Source organism: Streptomyces sp. NPDC048255, from assembly GCF_040652415.1.
In the GTDB taxonomy this organism is placed as follows: Bacteria; Actinomycetota; Actinomycetes; order Streptomycetales; family Streptomycetaceae; genus Streptomyces.
Window position 1 is genome coordinate 54,253 of record NZ_JBEZMA010000016.1, and the last position, 17,768, is coordinate 72,020.

Annotated in this window: 18 protein-coding genes, 1 pseudogene and 1 riboswitch; of the genes and pseudogenes, 10 read left to right on the plus strand and 9 right to left on the minus strand. The window is 71.8% G+C overall.

Going from position 1 to position 17,768, the window contains the following annotated elements:
- Nucleotides 1-47: 47 nt before the first annotated feature.
- Nucleotides 48-761 (minus strand): M50 family metallopeptidase, encoded by a 714-nt coding sequence (locus AB0D94_RS15695; RefSeq protein ID WP_362051481.1) that lies wholly within the window; start codon nucleotides 759-761, stop codon nucleotides 48-50.
- 53 nt (nucleotides 762-814) lie between these two features.
- Between AB0D94_RS15695 and AB0D94_RS15700 the strand changes: the two genes are divergently transcribed.
- The 8 genes from AB0D94_RS15700 to def all read left to right on the plus strand — a co-directional run bounded on the left by AB0D94_RS15700 (nucleotide 815) and on the right by def (nucleotide 8,564).
- Nucleotides 815-1,633: an SOS response-associated peptidase gene (locus AB0D94_RS15700; protein ID WP_362051482.1), complete on the plus strand. Its 819-nt coding sequence runs from the start codon at nucleotides 815-817 to the stop codon at nucleotides 1,631-1,633.
- Between the two features lie 25 nt (nucleotides 1,634-1,658).
- Nucleotides 1,659-2,321, plus strand: coding sequence for an alpha/beta family hydrolase (locus AB0D94_RS15705; protein ID WP_362051484.1), 663 nt, complete (start codon nucleotides 1,659-1,661; stop codon nucleotides 2,319-2,321).
- A 428-nt stretch (nucleotides 2,322-2,749) separates the two neighbouring features.
- Nucleotides 2,750-3,394 (plus strand): sigma-70 family RNA polymerase sigma factor, encoded by a 645-nt coding sequence (locus AB0D94_RS15710; RefSeq protein WP_030709911.1) that lies wholly within the window; start codon nucleotides 2,750-2,752, stop codon nucleotides 3,392-3,394.
- Nucleotides 3,391-3,714, plus strand: a complete 324-nt coding sequence (rsrA, locus tag AB0D94_RS15715; protein WP_362051486.1) for a mycothiol system anti-sigma-R factor — start codon at nucleotides 3,391-3,393, stop codon at nucleotides 3,712-3,714. The genes AB0D94_RS15710 and rsrA overlap by 4 nt, the downstream gene beginning before the upstream one ends.
- A gap of 190 nt (nucleotides 3,715-3,904) precedes the next feature.
- Nucleotides 3,905-5,452, plus strand: a complete 1,548-nt coding sequence (locus AB0D94_RS15720; protein WP_362051488.1) for an HD-GYP domain-containing protein — start codon at nucleotides 3,905-3,907, stop codon at nucleotides 5,450-5,452.
- Nucleotides 5,449-6,726, plus strand: coding sequence for an HD domain-containing protein (locus AB0D94_RS15725; protein WP_362051490.1), 1,278 nt, complete (start codon nucleotides 5,449-5,451; stop codon nucleotides 6,724-6,726). The genes AB0D94_RS15720 and AB0D94_RS15725 overlap by 4 nt, the downstream gene beginning before the upstream one ends.
- Before the next feature lie 105 nt (nucleotides 6,727-6,831).
- Nucleotides 6,832-7,842, plus strand: a complete 1,011-nt coding sequence (locus tag AB0D94_RS15730; RefSeq protein ID WP_362051492.1) for a hypothetical protein — start codon at nucleotides 6,832-6,834, stop codon at nucleotides 7,840-7,842.
- A gap of 83 nt (nucleotides 7,843-7,925) precedes the next feature.
- The gene (gene def / locus AB0D94_RS15735; protein WP_362051494.1) at nucleotides 7,926-8,564 is read left to right on the plus strand and encodes a peptide deformylase; all 639 of its coding nucleotides are present in this window, start codon (nucleotides 7,926-7,928) and stop codon (nucleotides 8,562-8,564) included.
- Between the two features lie 86 nt (nucleotides 8,565-8,650).
- Here the strand turns inward: def and AB0D94_RS15740 are convergent, their stop codons facing one another.
- Entirely contained in the window at nucleotides 8,651-8,827 is a 177-nt protein-coding gene (locus AB0D94_RS15740) for a hypothetical protein (protein ID WP_362051496.1), read from the minus strand.
- Between the two features lie 53 nt (nucleotides 8,828-8,880).
- Nucleotides 8,881-9,852 (minus strand): helix-turn-helix domain-containing protein, encoded by a 972-nt coding sequence (locus tag AB0D94_RS15745; RefSeq protein WP_362051644.1) that lies wholly within the window; start codon nucleotides 9,850-9,852, stop codon nucleotides 8,881-8,883.
- An 81-nt stretch (nucleotides 9,853-9,933) separates the two neighbouring features.
- On the opposite strand from AB0D94_RS15745, the gene AB0D94_RS15750 reads away from it, so the two are divergent.
- Nucleotides 9,934-10,149: a hypothetical protein gene (locus AB0D94_RS15750; protein WP_362051659.1), complete on the plus strand. Its 216-nt coding sequence runs from the start codon at nucleotides 9,934-9,936 to the stop codon at nucleotides 10,147-10,149.
- Here the strand turns inward: AB0D94_RS15750 and AB0D94_RS15755 are convergent.
- From AB0D94_RS15755 to AB0D94_RS15770, 4 genes and pseudogenes are all read right to left on the minus strand, one after another.
- Nucleotides 10,114-10,248: pseudogene (locus AB0D94_RS15755) on the minus strand (DUF3703 domain-containing protein); the annotation flags it as partial. The gene AB0D94_RS15750 and the pseudogene AB0D94_RS15755 overlap by 36 nt on opposite strands.
- Before the next feature lie 120 nt (nucleotides 10,249-10,368).
- Nucleotides 10,369-11,385 carry a ribonucleotide-diphosphate reductase subunit beta gene (locus AB0D94_RS15760; protein ID WP_030385960.1) on the minus strand — a complete coding sequence of 339 codons (1,017 nt, stop codon included), beginning with the start codon at nucleotides 11,383-11,385 and terminating at the stop codon, nucleotides 10,369-10,371.
- Nucleotides 11,385-13,772, minus strand: a complete 2,388-nt coding sequence (locus AB0D94_RS15765; protein WP_362051499.1) for a ribonucleoside-diphosphate reductase subunit alpha — start codon at nucleotides 13,770-13,772, stop codon at nucleotides 11,385-11,387. The genes AB0D94_RS15760 and AB0D94_RS15765 overlap by 1 nt, the downstream gene beginning before the upstream one ends.
- Before the next feature lie 136 nt (nucleotides 13,773-13,908).
- Nucleotides 13,909-14,068, minus strand: a riboswitch (cobalamin riboswitch).
- 16 nt (nucleotides 14,069-14,084) lie between these two features.
- Entirely contained in the window at nucleotides 14,085-14,588 is a 504-nt protein-coding gene (locus AB0D94_RS15770; RefSeq protein ID WP_362051501.1) for a GNAT family N-acetyltransferase, read from the minus strand.
- A gap of 78 nt (nucleotides 14,589-14,666) precedes the next feature.
- On the opposite strand from AB0D94_RS15770, the gene AB0D94_RS15775 reads away from it, so the two are divergent.
- Nucleotides 14,667-15,251 carry a Uma2 family endonuclease gene (locus tag AB0D94_RS15775; RefSeq protein WP_362051503.1) on the plus strand — a complete coding sequence of 195 codons (585 nt, stop codon included), beginning with the start codon at nucleotides 14,667-14,669 and terminating at the stop codon, nucleotides 15,249-15,251.
- Between the two features lie 61 nt (nucleotides 15,252-15,312).
- On the opposite strand, the gene AB0D94_RS15780 is transcribed toward AB0D94_RS15775, so the two are convergent.
- Nucleotides 15,313-15,510: a YbdD/YjiX family protein gene (locus AB0D94_RS15780; protein ID WP_362051505.1), complete on the minus strand. Its 198-nt coding sequence runs from the start codon at nucleotides 15,508-15,510 to the stop codon at nucleotides 15,313-15,315.
- Nucleotides 15,507-17,729 carry a carbon starvation CstA family protein gene (locus AB0D94_RS15785; RefSeq protein ID WP_362051507.1) on the minus strand — a complete coding sequence of 741 codons (2,223 nt, stop codon included), beginning with the start codon at nucleotides 17,727-17,729 and terminating at the stop codon, nucleotides 15,507-15,509. The genes AB0D94_RS15780 and AB0D94_RS15785 overlap by 4 nt, the downstream gene beginning before the upstream one ends.
- Nucleotides 17,730-17,768: the final 39 nt, after the last annotated feature.

Consider the following 17,768-nt stretch of genomic DNA (forward strand, 5'->3'; position numbering starts at 1 on the left):
CACTTTAGTGGCTTCCCATGGCCACAGATCTTGATCAGTGCGCAGTCTCAGAGAGCGAGCAGCCAGCGTCCGCCGCCGATCAGCGAGCACAGTGCGACGACGTGGAAGAGGAGCAGCCACACCACCGGGTGCACGCCCGTGAGCCGCCCGAGCTGGTCCGCGTCGGAGTCGGGCGCTCCGCCCCGGCGCCGCTTGACCTGGAGCTCGAAGACCGGGCGTACGCCGCCCAGCAGCAGGAACCACACCGCTGCGTACGCGAACACCGCCTGCACCTCGGCCGGGGCCAGCCAGCTCACCAGCACGAAGGTCCCGCCCGTGAGCACCACCGTCAGGGCCCCGTACGCGTTGCGGATCATCACCAGCATCGCCACCAGCAGGGCGGTGGCCGCCCACAGCAGCAGGGTGATCCGGTGCGCCGAGAGCAGCACCGCCCCGCCGAGCCCGAGCAGCGAGGGCGCCGTGTAGCCGGCGGCCGCGGTCAGGACCATCCCGAGCCCGGTGGGCCGGCCGCGGCTGACGGTGACCCCGCTGGTGTCGGAGTGCAGCCGTATCCCGTCCAGGCGCCGCCCGGTCAGCAGCGCCAGCAGTCCGTGTCCGCCCTCGTGCGCGATGGTGACCGCGTTGCGCGACACCCGCCACAGCGGGCGGGGCCCCACGGCAGCCAGTGCGACCAGCCCCGTCGCGATCACCAGCCACTGCTCGGGGGCGGTCTGTATGCCCGTGAGCCGGTCCCAGAGGCCGGCCGTCGTGCTGCTGTCCATGAAGTGGCGGACTCCTTGCGGTGGTGGTCGGGTGCCATGGCAGTGTGGCAGCCATGTGCGGAAGGTATGCGGCGAGCCGTAAGCCCGAGGACCTGGTGGAGGCCTTCGGCGTCGAGCGGTGGGAGCCGGAGGAGTCCCTGGCCCCCGACTGGAACGTGGCGCCGACGAAAGAGGTCCACGTCGTCCTCGACCGTCCCCTGAAAGACGCGCGGGACCCGCGTCCGGTTCGCCAGCTGCGCGTCCTGCGGTGGGGCCTCGTGCCCTCCTGGGCGCAGAACCCCGACGGCGCCGCCCGGATGATCAACGCGCGGTCCGAGACCGTGGCCGAGAAGCCCTCCTTCCGCCGCCCCTTCGCGCAGCGCCGCTGCATCGTCCCCGCCGACGGGTACTACGAGTGGGTCACCGCCCACGACGAGCGGCAGCTGGAGGTCGAGGGGAAGAAGAAGCGGGCGCGCAAGCAGCCGTACTTCGTGCTCCCCTCCGACGGCTCCGTCTTCGCGATGGCCGGGATATACGAGTTCTGGCGCGACCGGACCCTGCCCGACGCGCACCCGCTCGCCTGGCGGGTCACCTGCTCGGTGCTCACCACCGAGGCCGAGACCGGGCCGCTGGGGGCGGCCCCCGCCGAGGGGCCCCGCTCCCTCGCCGACATCCACCCCCGGATGCCGCTCATGCTCACCCCGGACCGCTGGGACGCCTGGCTGGACCCGGCGGACACCGACACCGAGGGCTCGCTGCGGGAGCTGCTGGCACCGCCGCCGGGCGGGCTGATGCGCGCCTACCCGGTGTCCACCGCCGTGAGCAACGTGCGCAACAACGGGCCGGAGCTCCTGGAGGAGCTCGCCGCGCCGGAGGAGGGCACCCTCTTCTGACCGGGCGGCGCGGCACGATGAGGGCATGACCACGCGTACCGAGAGCGTCCCGACCCCGCCGGGCGAGGCCCGCATCACCTGGCACACCGCCCCGGAGGCGAAGCTCGTCCTCGCCGTCAGCCACGGCGCGGGCGGCGGCATCGAGGCCCGCGACCTGCAGGCCCTGGCCGCGGCGCTGCCCGCCCGCGGGATCACCGTGGCCCTGGTCGAGCAGCCCTGGCGGGTGGCCGGCAAGAAGGTCGCCGCCGCGCCCAAGGTGCTCGACGAGGGCTGGCGCGCGCTGTGGCCGGCCCTCACGGAGCCCGGGCTGCCGGTGGTCGCGGGCGGGCGCAGCGCCGGGGCCCGGGTGGCCTGCCGGACCGCGGTCGAGCTGGACGCGGCCGGGGTGCTGGCGCTGGCCTTCCCGCTGCATCCGCCGGGCAAGCCGGAGCGCTCCCGGGCGGAGGAGCTCACCGGGGCCGGGCGGCCCACCCTCGTGGTCCAGGGCGCCAGGGACCCGTTCGGGCGCCCGGAGGAGTTCCCCGGGGGCGGCCACACGCTGGTGGAGATCCCGTACGGGGACCACGGCTTCGCGGTGCCGAAGAAGGCGGAGCTGACCCAGGAAGAAGCCCTCGCGATGATCACCGAGGCGGTCGCCGAATGGCTCACCGGCCCGGCGGTGATCCGCCGCACACCCCGAAAGGCCTGACTCCCGGACGAACCCCGGACGAGGCCCGGACGAGAGCGGCAGGAGGTACGGCCGGGCCGGGCGCGCCCCGTGCGCGGCCCGGGGCGGCGGGCGGAGCGGCCCGGGCCTGCTCCCGGAGCGGAGTGCCGGCGCGCCGGAGCCCCCGACCTGACGTACCCCGGCCGGGTCCGCGAACCCGTCTCCCGCACGGGAATGCGCCGCCCGGCCCTTCTGTTGTCTCGGATGTCGGTACGTAAGGGAACTCGTCGGAGGAGAGGGAGCGCATGACCCAGGTCATCAGCCAGAACCGTCCGCAGGCCGCTGACCTGGACTGGACAGTGCTGCCCGGGCCCAAGCGCAGCCCGCTTCGGGCGGCGGAGGGCCGGGATGGTCGACTATTCTCCGATTCGAGCGGGTCCGCTTTCGGAGTCGCCACGCAGTCGGAGGAGGTGGGTCCTGTCGCTGGGACCGACGAAGGCCACGCGGAGGAGACGACCCCGGAGCGCAATGCGCGCTTCGAGAGGGATGCCCTCGGCTACCTCGACCAGATGTACTCGGCCGCGCTGCGCATGACGCGCAATCCGGCCGACGCCGAGGACCTGGTCCAGGAGACGTACGCGAAGGCGTACGCGTCCTTCCACCAGTTCCGCGAGGGCACCAACCTGAAGGCGTGGCTGTACCGCATCCTGACCAACACCTTCATCAACTCCTACCGCAAGAAGCAGCGCGAGCCGCAGCGCAGCGCCGCGGAGGAGATCGAGGACTGGCAGCTGGCGCGCGCCGAGTCGCACATGTCGACCGGACTGCGTTCGGCGGAGTCGCAGGCGCTGGACCACCTGCCCGATTCGGATGTGAAGGAAGCCCTGCAGGCGATTCCGGAGGAGTTCCGCATCGCGGTCTATCTTGCTGACGTGGAGGGGTTTGCGTACAAGGAGATCGCGGACATCATGGGTACACCCATCGGTACAGTCATGTCGCGACTGCACCGTGGCCGCCGTCAACTCCGCGGAATGCTGGAGGACTATGCCCGCGAACGCGGGCTCGTCCCCGCGGGCGCCGGAGAGTCGAACGACCGGAAAGGCTCGGGCTCATGAGTTGCGGAGAGCCGCACGAGACGGAGTGCTCTGAGGTCCTGGATCACCTCTACGAGTTTCTGGACCACGAGATGCCCGACAGTGACTGCACGAAGTTCGAGAACCACTTCGGCGAGTGCAACCCCTGTCTGGAGAAGTACGGCCTGGAGCAGGCCGTGAAGAAGCTGGTCAAGCGCTGCTGCGGGTCGGACGACGTGCCGACGGACCTGCGGTCGAAGGTGATGGGCCGGATCGAACTGATCAGGTCGGGCCAGGCGGTGCCCGATCACGACGTCACCGCCGACGGCCCGGTCGCCGCCGACAACCCGGCCCCCGGCTGACGTTTCGGCCGGCAGCTGAACACCCGCCCCCGGAAAGCCACTTCGTTCACTCGAAGGTGCTAATCCGGGGGCGTCCGCATGTCGCAATGTGAAAATGTGGTCCGCTGCGCAAGGGGCCCCACATATTCTCCCCAACCGGTGCTGGTTTGATTCGGTACCTGGCTTGCACAGCTCAGGGGAGGAGAGCGCCATGCGGGTACTTCCGCCGGGGGCGCGCGGATACATCCTGTGCGCCGTCCTCGCGGCATTCGCGTGCGCCGCCCCGGCCCTCACCGACGCCGGCACCCCCTGGGTGACCGTGGCCCTGCTCGCCGCGCTGTACCTCGGCTGCGAACTCGTCAAGGTCTGCCCGCTGCTGGGCAGCCGGGTGCCCGAGGGCATCGGCTCCTTCTTCCCCGTACTCCTGGCCGCCGTGTTCCTGCTGCCCCCCTCCGCCGCCGCGCTCGTGGCGCTGCCCGGGGGCCTCGCGGGGCTCGTGGTCGAGCGGCCCGCGTGGGTGCGCCGGGTGTGGCACGGGGCCCAGCAGGCGACAGCCGCCTGGGCCGCCGGGCACACCTACGCGCTCCTGCACGGCCCGGCCACCCTCGGAGCGGCCCACTCCGGCGGGCTCTCCGGGGGGTCCGGACCGCCGGGCTGGGTGGCCGACTTCCCGTACGCGATGCTCCCCGCGGCGGCCGCGGCCGTCACCTTCTGCCTGGTGCTCACCGCCCTCGACGGGGGCATCCTGGTCACCGCCGAACGCCGGCCCGCTGCCACCGCGTGGCGCGGCCTCCTGACCCGGTCGCTGGCCCCGCACTGCCTGCACGGCCTCGCCGGGCTGATGATGGCCGTCATGTGGCGCAGCCCCTACGGACCCCCGGCCGCGCTGCTCGTCCTGCTGCCGATGTACATCTCCTGCTGGGTCTTCGCCCAGTACCACCGTGAGCGCGCCGCCCACCGGGCCACCATCCGCGCCCTCGTCCAGGCCGTCGACATCAAGGACCGGTACACGCGGGGCCACAGCGAACGCGTCGGCCAGGCCTCCGCGATGATCGCCCGCGAGCTCGGCATGGGCGAGGACCGCCTCGAAGTCGTCCGGATCGCCGGGATCCTGCACGACGTGGGCAAACTCGGCGTCCCCACCCGGCTGCTGCGCAAGGACGGCCCGCTCACCCCGCAGGAGCGCAGGATCATCGAGCTGCACCCCGAGTACGGGCACGAAATGGTGCGCGGCATCGGCTTCCTGGGGGAGGCCCGGTCCGCGATCCTGCACCACCACGAGCGGGTCGACGGCTCCGGCTACCCGTACGGGCTGACCGGCGAGCAGATCCCGGTCCTGGCCCGGGTGGTGGCGGTGGCCGACGCCTTCGACGCGATGACCTCGACCCGCTCGTACAGCCGGGCCCGGCCGGTGCCGACGGCCCTCGCCGAGCTGGAGCGCTGCGCCGGGGCGCAGTTCGACCCGGCGATGGTGCGGGCCCTGGCGGGGGCGATCGGACGGCACGGCTGGCATCCGGTGGTCACCTCCGACGACGACCTCCAGGTGATCGCCACCGGTGCCCCCGCCGGGGGCGGGCCGGGCGGCCCGGCGCTCCCGGGCCCGCCGGGCACGGAGCCGGGCACGGAGCCGGGCACGGAGCCGGGCACGGAGCCGGGCACGGAGCCGGGCACGGAGCCGGCCGGGGAGCCGGCCGGGGCCCTGGCCGTCCCGCCGCCCGGCAGGGGTGCGGGGCGGCGCGGGACGGGAGGCGGGGCGTGAGGGCCGCCGCCGCGTGGACCGTCCGCGGCGCGGCGGCCCTGCTGACGGCCGTCGCGCTCGGTCACACCCTGTGGTCCGGCCTGGTCGAGCCCGGTGTCGCCCTGGCCTTCGGCACCCTGGTCGCCATCGGGGAGCTCGCCCGCCGCGACGGCCGCGACGCCGCCGGGCACCTCCCGGCCGAGGACCGCCAGCCCGCACCGCTCGGCTCCGCCGGAGCCCTCGCCTACGCCCTGCTCGGCCAGAACGCCGGGCAGCCCACCCAGCACGGGGTGCTCCAGATCGTCGCGGTCGTCGTCGCCGCGGCCCTCATCGGGATCGTCCCGCACATCGCGCGCGGCCGCGGCCCGGCCCTCGACCACCTGGCCCGCCGGGTCCTCACCGTCGGCTTCGCCGCCGTCTGTTTCCAGCCGCTCTACAACTCCGGGAGGCTGGAGGAACGGCTCGGCCAGAGCCCGTACCTCGTGCTCTTCCTGGTCCTCCTGCTCGGCCTCACCGCCCTGTGCGACGCCGTGCTCGCCGCCGCGCTCGCCGGGGCCCGCACCGGCTGGCCGTACGGTCCCCTGCTCCGCGACGAGCTGCGCGCCCAGCTCGGCATCGGCTCCGCGATCTGCGCCACCGGGGTGGTGATGGCACTGGGCGCGGCCGTCGCCGGGCTGTGGGCCCTGCCCGTGTTCAGCGTGCCCCTCCTGCTGACCCAGATGTCCTTCCACCGGATCACCGCCATCCGCACCACCTACCGCCAGACCATCACCTCGCTGGCCCGGGCCACCGAGATCGCCGGCTGCACCCCGCCGGGGCACTCCCGCCGGGTCGCCGCCCTGAGCTGCGCCGTCGGCCGGGAGCTGGGCCTGTCGGAGCGGGAGCTCACGGTCCTGGAGTACGCGGCCCTGATGCACGACATCGGGCAGCTCTCCCTCGTCGACCCCGTCCCGGACGGGGCCACCGCGCAGCTGCCCGCCGCCGAGGCCCGCCGGATCGCCGGGCTCGGCGGGGAAGTGGCCCGCCAGACCGGGGTGCCCGCCGAGGTCGCCGTGGTGGTGGAGCGGCAGGCCGACCCCTACCGGGAGCAGCCCGTCGCCGCCCGGATCGTGCGCGCGGTGAACGCGTACGACGACCTGGCCTGCGGGGGCCGTCACCCGGGCGGCTCACTGGCCGCCCTGGAACAGCTGCGCCTGGGCACCGGCCAGGACTACCAGCCGGAGGTGGTGGAATGCCTGGCGAGGGTTCTGGCCAGGGGTGGGCGTGACAGAGTTGTTCCCGTCCCACCTGGGTAACCCATGGGTAATGAGCGGCCGTCCGAGTGGGCATGGTTGGATGCCAGTAAGAGGGACCGTAGGAGTGTCCGCAAGGCTGCACCGTAGGACCGGCAGGCGGGAATCGTGAGGATCTTCGGGAAGGTACGGCATCGGCCCTCCGCCTCGTGGCGGCAGGCCACCGACCGCGCGTTCACGCTGATCGGCGACGGGCGGTACGAGGACGCGGGGGCGCTCCTGACCAGAGCCGCGGACCTGGAGCCCTGGCTGTCCGAGTCCTGGTTCAACCTGGCGCTGCTGCACAAGTTCCGGCACGACTGGGAGCAGGCGCGGGCCGCCGGGCTGCGCGCCGTGGCCCTGCTGGACCGCGAGACGGGCGCCCCGGACTGGTGGAACGTGGGGATCGCCGCGACCGCGCTCCAGGACTGGCCGCTGGCCCGCCGGGCCTGGCAGGCGTACGGGCTGAAGGTGCCCGGCGACCCGCACGGCGCGGGCGGCGGCAACGGCAGGCACAGCGGCGAACCGGTCGGCATGGAGCTCGGCAGCGCGGCCGTGCGGCTGTCGCCCGAGGGCGAGGCCGAGGTGGTCTGGGGCCGCAGGCTGGACCCGGCCCGCATGGAGGTCCTGTCGATCCCGCTGCCCTCCTCGGGGCGGCGCTGGGGCGAGGTGGTCCTGCACGACGGGGTCCCGCACGGCGAGCGCGTGACCGCGGCCGGCCCCTCCTACCCGGTGTTCGACGAGATCGAGCTGTGGGCCCCCTCGCCGGTGCCGACCTGGGTGGTGCTGCTGGAGGCGGCCTCCGAGGCCGACCGCGACGCGCTGGAGCAGCTCGCCGCGGACGCGGGCTTCGCCGCCGAGGACTGGTCCTCGTCGGTGCGGCTGCTGTGCCGGACCTGTTCCGAGAGCGAGATGCCGAGCGACGAGGGCGACGGGGAGCACCTGGATCCGCACGACCACAGCGAACCGGGGCATCCCGGGCCGCTGGGGCACCGTACGGCCGGTTCCGGTTCGCTGTGGGTGCCCGAACGGGAGTGCGGCATCGCGGCGCCGGCCGGCCTGGTGCGCGGGCTGCTCGACGGCTGGGTCGCGGACAGTCCGGACAGCCGTGAGTGGCGGGATCTCGAAGAAGTCTGCTGAGCCGGGGCCGTAGGCTGTACGGGCACATCGGTGGCCATCGGCCGCACGGTGACTTGTTGACTTACGGAAGGCGTACGGCGGACATGGCTCAGCAGGAGAACGAGGTTGTCGAGGCCGAGGTGAACGACGGGTACGTCGTGGACACCGAGGACTGTGCGGAGCGCGAGCTCGCCCACCGCGAGCGCGGCACCGCCCGCCCCATCACGGTGGTCGGCAACCCGGTCCTGCACCGGGAGTGCAAGGACGTCACGGAGTTCGGCGACGAGCTGGCCCAGCTGATCGACGACATGTTCGCCAGCCAGAAGGCCGCCGAGGGCGTGGGCCTGGCCGCGAACCAGATCGGCGTGGACGCCAAGGTCTTCGTCTACGACTGCCCGGACGACGACGGCAACCGGCACACCGGTGTCGTGGTCAACCCGAAGCTCGTGGAGCTGCCCGCGGGCGCCCGCGTGCTGGACGACTCGAACGAGGGCTGCCTGTCCGTCCCGACGGCGTACGCCTCCCTGGCCCGCCCGGACTACGCCGAGGTCGAGGGCCAGGACGCGCAGGGCAACCCGATCAAGGTGCGCGGCACCGGCTACTTCGCGCGCTGCCTCCAGCACGAGACCGACCACCTGTACGGGTACCTGTACATCGACCGGCTCTCGAAGCGGGACCGCAAGGACGCCCTGCGCCAGATGGAAGAGGGCACCCCGCGCTACGAGACCGTCCCGAACGACTGACCGGTCGGTCCGCCCCGCACGCCTACGCGAACGGCCCCGCTCCCTTGCAGGAGCGGGGCCGTCCGCATCGGTGCCCGGACCAGGACTCAGCGCGGGACGCAGGTCCAGCCGCTGTCCCCGGAGGTGGTGGCGGAGGCGGTGGCGGTGCGGACGGTGCGAGACATGAAGGCCCCCAAAGCGGTGTACTCGATACGAGACCGGAGCAGCCTGCGGGCGCGATCCGGCCATTCGTCTTCACCGTACGTCAGCATTCGGCTACGCATGGGGCAGGTTTGGGTCAAGTGACCTGTGTTTCTCGGCCAATGACAGGGTCCGCTCACGCCACGGCGGCCCCGGGGCCGCGGAAGGCGCGCCGGAACACGTTCGGCGTCGTACCGAGGGTCCGCAGGAAGTGGTGGCGCAGGGCGGCCGCGTTGCCGAAGCCGCAGCGGCCCGCGATCGCGTCGACCGTCTCGTCGGTGGATTCCAGCAGCTCCTGGGCCAGCAGCACCCGCTGCCGCAGGACCCACTGGTAGGGGGTGGTGCCGGTCTCCTGGAGGAACCGGCGGGCGAAGGTGCGCGGGGACATGTGCGCCCGCTCCGCGAGCTGCTCGACGGTGATCTCGTCCTCCAGGTGGCGGGTCATCCACCCGATCACCTCGCCCATCGTGTCGCAGGACGCGCGGGGGAGGGGCCGCTGGATGTACTGGGCCTGCCCGCCGTCCCGGTGCGGCGGTACGACCATCCGGCGCGCGATGGTGTTCGCCACCTCCGCGCCGTGCGCCTGGCGGACGAGGTGCAGGCAGGCGTCGATGCCCGAGGCGGTGCCGGCGGCGGTGATCACCGAGCCCTCGTCGACGTACAGCACGTCGGGGTCGACCAGTGCCAGGGGGTAGCGGCGCATCAGGGCCGGGGCGTGCAGCCAGTGCGTGGTGCAGCGCCGGCCGTCCAGCAGCCCGGCCGCGCCGAGGACGAAGGCGCCGCTGCACACGCTGAGCACGCGCGCGCCGCGGTCCACCGCGCGGCGCAGGGCCGCGAGCAGCGGCTCGGGGTACTCGCGCACGGGGGCGTCCCGGTCGGCCGGCAGGCAGATCAGGTCGGCTTCCTCCAGGCGCTCCGGACCGTGGGCGGGGGTGATCCCGAAGGCACCGCCCCCCGCGCTGAGCGGGCCCTCCTCGGCAGCGCACACGGCGAAGTCGCACACCGGCACGCCCATCTCGCTGCGGTCGATCCCGAAGACCTCGCAGAAGATCCCCAGTTCGAAGGGGGCGACGCCATTGACAAGGGCCACGGCCACGTTGTTCAGCATGACCACAGTGTGGCAGTAATTCCACCTTCCGTGACAGTCCTGCCACTGTTCGATCTTCGTCGAGCCGACGAAGGTAGAGCCATGAACACCGACACGCTCCTTGACCACCTCGTCGTCCTCGCCGTCGCCGCCCTGCTGCTCGGCCCGACGCTGTACGGCATCGTCCACGACCGCCGGATCGACCGGCAGCTGAGCGCCGCCCAGCAGCGCGCGCAGATCGTCCGGCACGGGCATCGGCGTCAGCAGACCCGCCCGGGTGCGTCCCGTGTTGCCCTGCGGCACGCGTCCTGCGAGTGACCCGGGGCCCGCCACGAGGATCCGTACGACCTGCCCGGCCAGGCGGCCCCGGCACGGGCCGGCTCCGCCTCGAAGGCGGCGCGTACGGGGGCGGCTCATGCCGGCACCGGCACGGGCACCGGCGCCGAAACAGCAGCGTCCCCGCCCAGGAACCTGGTCTTCCAGGTCGGTCTCCCCATGGGCGGGGACGCTGTCAAGCCGTGCTCACGACGACGCGGACTAGAAGTCCTCGTCCAGGTCGACCGTGCCCTCGACCGCGACCTGGTAGGCCGACGGACGGCGCTCGAAGAAGTTCGTCAGCTCCTGGACGCCCTGGAGCTCCATGAAGGAGAACGGGTTCTGCGAGCCGTACACCGGCGGGAAGCCGAGGCGCACCAGACGCTGGTCCGCGACGCACTCCAGGTACTCGCGCATCGACTCGGTGTTCATGCCCGGCAGGCCGTCACCGCACAGGTCGCGGCCGAACTGCAGCTCCGCCTCGACGGCTTCCTTCAGCATGTCGGTGACCTGCTGCTGGAGGGCGTCGTCGAAGAGCTCCGGCTCCTCCTTGCGGACCGTGTCCACGACCTCGAAGGCGAAGTTCATGTGCATCGTCTCGTCGCGGAACACCCAGTTGGTGCCCGTCGCCAGACCGTGCAGCAGGCCGCGGGAGCGGAACCAGTACACGTACGCGAAGGCACCGTAGAAGAACAGGCCCTCGATGCACGCCGCGAAGCAGATCAGGTTCAGCAGGAAGCGGCGGCGGTCGGCAGCCGTCTCCAGCCGGTCGATCTTCTCGACCGAGTCCATCCACTTGAAGCAGAACTGCGCCTTCTCGCGGATGGAGGGGATCTCCTCGACCGCGTCGAACGCGGCCGCGCGGTCGTCCGGGTCGGGCAGGTAGGTGTCGAGCAGCGTCAGGTAGAACTGGACGTGCACGGCCTCCTCGAACAGCTGGCGCGACAGGTACAGGCGCGCCTCCGGGGAGTTGATGTGCTTGTAGAGCGTCAGTACCAGGTTGTTCGAGACGATCGAGTCGCCCGTCGCGAAGAACGCGACCAGCCGGCCGATCATGTGCTGCTCGGAGGGCGTCAGCTTCGCCAGGTCGGCGACGTCCGAGTGGAGGTCGACCTCCTCCACCGTCCACGTGTTCTTGATCGCGTCCCGGTAGCGCTCGTAGAAGTCCGGGTAGCGCATCGGACGGAGCGTGAGCTCGAAGCCCGGGTCCAGGAGGTTCTTGTTGTCGTTGGAGCTCATTACTGGCAGGCCTCGCAGGACTCGGGGTTCTCAAGGGAGCAGGCCAGCGCGTCGGCGTCGACGGCCTGCGGGAGGGGGGTCGCGGCGGCGGGGACGGCGCTGCCGGAGGCCGCGCGGGCGATCTTCGTCGCCGGGCGCGAACGCAGGTAGTACGTGGTCTTGAGGCCCTGCTTCCAGGCGTACGCGTACATCGAGCTGAGCTTGCCGATGGTGGGCGTCTCCAGGAACAGGTTCAGCGACTGGGACTGGTCGAGGAACGGGGTACGGGCCGCCGCCATGTCGATCAGACCGCGCTGCGGGATCTCCCACGCCGTCCGGTACAGCTCGCGGACCTCGGCCGGGATCCAGCCGAAGCCCTGGACCGAGCCGCTGGACTCGCGCAGCGCCTCGCGGGTCTGGGCGTCCCACACGCCGAGCTGCTTCAGCTCCTCCACCAGGTAGCCGTTGACCTGGAGGAACTCACCGCTGAGCGTCTCGCGCTTGAAGAGGTTGGAGACCTGCGGCTCGATGCACTCGTACACGCCCGCGATCGAGGCGATCGTCGCCGTCGGGGCGATGGCCAGCAGCAGGGAGTTGCGCATGCCGGTCTTCGCGACCCGGGCGCGCAGCGCGTCCCAGCGCTCCGGCCAGTTCAGCTCGACGTCGTAGTGGTCCGGGTGCAGGACGCCGCGGGCGGTGCGGGTCTGCTCCCAGGCCGGGAGCGGGCCGCTGCGCTCGGCGAGGTCGCAGGAGGCCTCGTACGCGGCCAGCATGATGCGCTCGGAGAGCTTGGCGGACAGGGCCTTCGCCTCGGGGGAGTCGAAGGGCAGCTTCAGCTTGAAGAAGACGTCCTGGAGGCCCATCGCGCCCAGGCCCACCGGGCGCCAGCGGGCGTTGGAGCGGCCTGCCTGCTCGGTCGGGTAGAAGTTGATGTCCACCACGCGGTCGAGGAAGGTCACCGCGGTGCGGACGGTCTCGTCGATCCGCTCCCAGTCGATCCCGCCGTCGACCACGAACGCGCCGAGGTTGACCGAGCCGAGGTTGCAGACGGCCGTCTCGCCGTCGTTGGTGACCTCGATGATCTCGGTGCACAGGTTCGACGAGTGGACGACGGTGCCCGGCTCGGCGGTCTGGTTCGCCGTGCGGTTGGAGGCGTCCTTGAAGGTCATCCAGCCCTGGCCGGTCTGCGCGAGGGTGCGCATCATCCGGCCGTACAGGTCGCGGGCGGGCATGGTCTTGCGGGCCAGGCCGGCCGCCTCGGCCTTGCGGTAGGCGGCGTCGAACTCATCGCCCCACAGGTCGACGAGCTCGGGCACGTCGGCCGGGGAGAACAGCGACCAGTCGGCGTCGGCGTTCACGCGGCGCATGAACTCGTCCGGCACCCAGTGGGCGAGGTTCAGGTTGTGCGTACGGCGCTGGTCCTCACCGGTGTTGTCGCGCAGCTCCAGGAACTCCTCGATGTCCGCGTGCCAGGTCTCCAGGTAGACGGCGGCGGCACCCTTGCGGCGGCCGCCCTGGTTCACGGCGGCGACGGAGGCGTCGAGGGTCTTCAGGAACGGCACGATGCCGTTGGAGTGGCCGTTGGTGCCGCGGATCAGCGAACCGCGGGCGCGGATGCGGGAGTACGACAGGCCGATGCCGCCGGCGTGCTTGGAGAGGCGGGCGACCTGGTGGTAGCGGTCGTAGATCGAGTCGAGCTCGTCCAGCGGGGAGTCCAGCAGGTAGCAGGAGGACATCTGCGGGTGCCGGGTGCCGGAGTTGAAGAGCGTGGGGGAGGACGGCAGGTAGTCGAGGCGGCTCATCAGCCGGTACAGCGAGGCCACTTCCTCGACGGCCTGGACGCTCTCGTCCGCGGCGAGGCCGCAGGCCACGCGCAGCATGAAGTACTGCGGGGTCTCGATGACCTGACGGGTGATGGGGTGGCGCAGCAGGTAGCGGCTGTGCAGGGTGCGCAGGCCGAAGAAGCCGAAGCGGTCGTCGGCGCCCTCGGCGAGGGTGTGCTCGACCAGCGCGTCCAGGCGGGGGGCGTGGGTCTTCACGAACTCGGCCGTGCGGTCGGCGATGAGCCCCTCGCGGTGGCCGACGGCGACGGAGGCGGAGAAGGACGTGGAGCCCTGGCCCGCGGCCTCGTCACGGACGGCCAGCGTCAGCAGCCGGGCGGCGAGCCGGGAGTAGGCCGGGTCCTCGGAGATCAGACCGGCGGCGGCCTCGGTGGCGAGCCCGCGCAGCTCGGCATCGTCGGCGGCGGAGCTGCGGCCGCGCAGCGCGGAGGCCGCGACCCGGCCGGGGTCGGTGTCGGGGAGGTCCGCCGTCAGCTCGGTGAGGGTACGCAGCAGCGTGGCCCCCGGGCCCTCGGTGTTGTCGCCAGAAATGGACTCGGCGCGCGGTGCGGAAGGCGCGATGGTCACGGCGGGAGCTCTCCCTCGCTCGGCCGGCCGTCGGCGGGGCGCGAGCGGGCGCATGCGGGCGTGGCAGAAACGCGTACACCGCATGGCGTCCACCAGCCCAACCGCGAGGCCCGGACGTGTCGGCACCCGGTTCGGTCGAGCCGGGCGCGCTGTCGGCAGGTCCTCGGACTTGCATGTGCACCAATGGGTGTACTTCATACCGTTGCGGGACAGTTCCGGATTCGCACCGGATTCCCCTGCGGCGACAGCAGGCATGAGCATACATGTGGGGGCGGACCGTTGCGGTAGCCCCCACATCTTGTGTCGGCGTGGCTACAGGCTGAGGCGGTAGGTGAGCAGTGTCAGGCCCGGGACGGGTGCCCAGTCCCGCTCGGGAGTCCGTACGAATCCCAGCCGCTCGTACAGCCGCCGGGCGCTGATCATGCCGCTCTGGGTGGAGAGCACCAGGTGCGTGACGCCCTCCAGCTCCCCCGCGCGGGCCACGCAGGCGCGCACCAGCGCCTCGCCCGCGCCGCGCCCGCGCGCCGCGCGGGAGACGGCCAGCATCCGGAACTCGGCCTCGCCGGGCCCGGCGATGTCGGCCAGCGGGCTCCCGGGCGGGGCGAAGGTCACACCGCCGAGCACGCGTTCCCCGTCCTCCTCGTCGACGGCGACGAGCACCTCCCCGTCGGCGGCGCGGGCGGCGACATCGCGCAGCACGTCCGCGTAGAACGCCTCGTCGGCCCCGAGGAGCCCGTCGCCCAGGTAGGCCCGCGCGGTGATCTCGCCCAGCTGTTCGTACTCGGTGGGCAGTGCGGCCCTGATGACGATGTCCATGCGGTCGAGTGTGCAGGACGGCTGTCGGTGCCCGGCGCTATCGTCGGAGGCAGCACCGTCGAGGAAGGCGAGCGAGGCGTGACCGTGATGACCGACCGGCCCCACATGACCATCGAAGAGTTCGAGCACCTGGCCCGCATAGCGGCCCGCGAGGGGGAAGGGCTGCGACTGGAATTCATCGGTGGGGTGCTGAGGAGCAAGGCCATGCCAGACGGGGACCACGGGCGGATCATTCTGTGGCTGACGCGGATCTGCATGCAGCACCACCCGGAGTTCTGGCTGCACCCAGGGCAGGGGATCAAGGCGGAAGGGTACCGGGAGGGCCGCGCCATTCCGGACGGGGTTCTGGCGCACGAGGACGCGTTCGTGGGGCAGGGCGACTGGGTGGACCCGAGCCCGATCCTGATGGCCGTCGAGGTGACGTCGTGGGACTCCGACACCGAGCGGCGCGACCGGATCGAGAAGCCGCGCGCTTATGCGCAGACCGGTATCCCCGTGTACCTGCTCATCGACCGGCTCAAGTGCCAGGTTCTCGTTTACAGCGACCCGGGTGGCGACCGCTACGAGACTGTGCGCACCGTCCCCTTCGGCAAGGAAGTCAAGCTTCCCGACCCCGTCGGCATCACGCTCCAGACCGAGGTCCTCAAGGACTGGGTGCGCTGACCGTCCAGGCCGAAGGCCCCGCCGGACCATCCGGCGGGGCCTTCGTATGTAAGGCATGGGCTCAGCAGCAGCGGAAGCCCTCGCGGGGGTCCGCCTCGCGGGAGTCCGTACGGGCGCGTTCGAATTCCCGGCGGCTCGGGACCGCCGCGGCCGGGTCGTGGGAGCGGGCGTGGGCCACGTACCGGTCGTACGCCGCCTCGCCGGAGAACTCCCGCAGGTAGAACCAGGCCTTGGCCAGGGCCCCGCGCAGGCCGCTCATGAGGACACCGGCTCCTTCACGGCGCCGCCGCCCGAGTCGAGCCCGGCCGCCGCGAGCTCGGCGCGCTCCTCGGGGGTCGGGATCAGCCCGGCCGGGGCGATGATCTTCGACTCGGTCCACGGAACCTCGGAGAGCTTCACGGACTCCGGGCTGCTGATGGCCTTGAAGCAGGTCCGGGCCGCGTCCAGCAGGACGATGATGATCAGGACCGCGAACAGCACCGACAGCACGCCGTCCACCGTGGCGTTGGTGACCACGGTGTGCATCTCGCCCATGTTCTTCGCGGGCGGCAGGACCTTGTCGGCGTCGATGCCGGCCTGGTACTTGTCGCGCTGCGCGAAGAAGCCGACCTTCACGTCCTCCGAGAAGATCTTCTGGTAGCTCGCGGTCAGCGTGACCGCGACGTCCCAGGCCAGCGGGACACCCGTCACCCAGGCCCACTTCAGCCGCCCGGACTTGACCAGCAGCGTGGTGCAGACGGCCAGGGCGACCGCCGCGAGCAGCTGGTTCGCGATGCCGAACAGGGGGAAGAGCTGGTTGATGCCGCCCAGCGGGTCCTTGATGCCGACCCACAGGAAGTAGCCCCAGCCGCCGACGACGATCGCGCTCGCGAGCCACACGCCCGGCTTCCAGCTGACGTTCCGGAAGGACTTGTGCACGTTGCCCAGGGTGTCCTGGAGCATGAACCGCCCGACGCGGGTGCCCGCGTCCACCGTCGTCAGGATGAACAGGGCCTCGAACATGATGGCGAAGTGGTACCAGAAGGCCTTCATCCCTGCGCCGCCGATGACGGCCGAGAAGATCTCCGCCATTCCGAGTGCGAACGTCGGGGCGCCACCCGTACGGGAGAGCAGGCTGGCCTCCTCCACGTCCTTCGCGGCCTGCGCGAGGGCCTCCGGGGAGATGGCGAAACCGAAGTTCGTCACCGCCGCCGAGGCGGTCTCGACCGTGGTGCCGATGACGCCCGCCGGGGAGTTCACGGCGAAGAACAGACCCGGGTCGATGATGGACGCCGCGATCATCGCCATGATGGCGACGAAGGACTCGGTGAGCATCGCTCCGTAGCCGATGACCCGGACCTGGGTCTCCTTCTGGATCATCTTCGGGGTGGTGCCCGAGGAGACCAGGGAGTGGAAGCCGGACAGCGCCCCGCACGCGATGGTGATGAAGACGAAGGGGAACATCGAGCCGGCGAAGACCGGGCCGTCGCCACGGGCGGCGAAGTCGGTGACCGCGGGCATCTTCAGGGTGGGCATCGCGATGACCACGCCCAGGGCGAGCAGCGCGATCGTGCCGACCTTCATGAAGGTGGAGAGGTAGTCGCGCGGGGCGAGCAGCATCCACACCGGCAGCACCGACGCGACGAAGCCGTACCCGATCATCCAGACGACCAGCGTCTCCTTCTCCAGGGTGAAGGTGTCGGCCAGCGAGGACTCCGCGACCCAGCCGCCCGCGACGATGGCGAGCAGGAGCAGCGCGACGCCTATGGCGGAGACCTCGGTGACCCGTCCCGGCCGCAGCACGCGGAGGTAGAAGCCCATGAAGAGGGCGATCGGGATGGTCATGCCGATGGAGAAGACGCCCCAGGGGGAGTGGGCCAGCGCGTTGACGATGACCAGCGCCAGCACCGCCAGCAGGATGATCATGATCGCGAACACCGCCACCAGGGCGGCGGCCCCGCCGACGGGGCCGATCTCGTCCCGGGCCATCTGGCCGAGCGAACGCCCGTCGCGGCGGGTGGAGAAGAACAGCGTGACCATGTCCTGGACGGCGCCCGCGAAGATGACGCCCGCGACGATCCAGATGGTGCCCGGCAGGTAGCCCATCTGCGCGGCGAGCACGGGCCCGACGAGCGGGCCGGCGCCGGCGACGGCGGCGAAGTGGTGCCCGAAGAGCACCCGCCGGTCGGTCGGGTGGAAGTCGACACCGTTGTCAAGGCGTTCGGCGGGGGTGGCCCGCGTCTTGTCCACCTTCAGTACGCGGTGCGCGATGAAGCGCGCGTAGAAGCGGTAGCCGATCGCGTACGAGCCCAGCGCGGCGGCGAGCAGCCAGGCGGCCGAGATCTCCTCGCCGCGCGAGAGGGCCAGCACGCCCCAGCCGAGGGCTCCGATGAGCCCGACGAGCACCCATAGGGCGATGGACCTCGCAGAGGGCGAGCCCGGCGTGGTGTCCGGACTCGCCGCGTCCTGTTCTGTCCCTGTTGCTTCCGGTTCGGGCATGGCCCTCGTCCCCTCGTCGATCATCTGCGTGAGCGCAGG

Coding starts and splice junctions, on each gene's coding strand:
- AB0D94_RS15750 (WP_362051659.1), top strand. CDS start 9,934: ATGAACACCGACACGCTCCTTGACCACCTCGTCGTCCTCGCCGTCGCC.
- AB0D94_RS15780 (WP_362051505.1), bottom strand. CDS start 15,510: ATGAGCGGCCTGCGCGGGGCCCTGGCCAAGGCCTGGTTCTACCTGCGG.
- rsrA (WP_362051486.1), top strand. CDS start 3,391: ATGAGTTGCGGAGAGCCGCACGAGACGGAGTGCTCTGAGGTCCTGGAT.
- AB0D94_RS15700 (WP_362051482.1), top strand. CDS start 815: ATGTGCGGAAGGTATGCGGCGAGCCGTAAGCCCGAGGACCTGGTGGAG.
- AB0D94_RS15770 (WP_362051501.1), bottom strand. CDS start 14,588: ATGGACATCGTCATCAGGGCCGCACTGCCCACCGAGTACGAACAGCTG.
- AB0D94_RS15720 (WP_362051488.1), top strand. CDS start 3,905: ATGCGGGTACTTCCGCCGGGGGCGCGCGGATACATCCTGTGCGCCGTC.
- AB0D94_RS15705 (WP_362051484.1), top strand. CDS start 1,659: ATGACCACGCGTACCGAGAGCGTCCCGACCCCGCCGGGCGAGGCCCGC.
- AB0D94_RS15745 (WP_362051644.1), bottom strand. CDS start 9,852: ATGCTGAACAACGTGGCCGTGGCCCTTGTCAATGGCGTCGCCCCCTTC.
- AB0D94_RS15760 (WP_030385960.1), bottom strand. CDS start 11,385: ATGAGCTCCAACGACAACAAGAACCTCCTGGACCCGGGCTTCGAGCTC.
- AB0D94_RS15740 (WP_362051496.1), bottom strand. CDS start 8,827: ATGCGTAGCCGAATGCTGACGTACGGTGAAGACGAATGGCCGGATCGC.
- AB0D94_RS15785 (WP_362051507.1), bottom strand. CDS start 17,729: ATGCCCGAACCGGAAGCAACAGGGACAGAACAGGACGCGGCGAGTCCG.
- def (WP_362051494.1), top strand. CDS start 7,926: ATGGCTCAGCAGGAGAACGAGGTTGTCGAGGCCGAGGTGAACGACGGG.
- AB0D94_RS15695 (WP_362051481.1), bottom strand. CDS start 761: ATGGACAGCAGCACGACGGCCGGCCTCTGGGACCGGCTCACGGGCATA.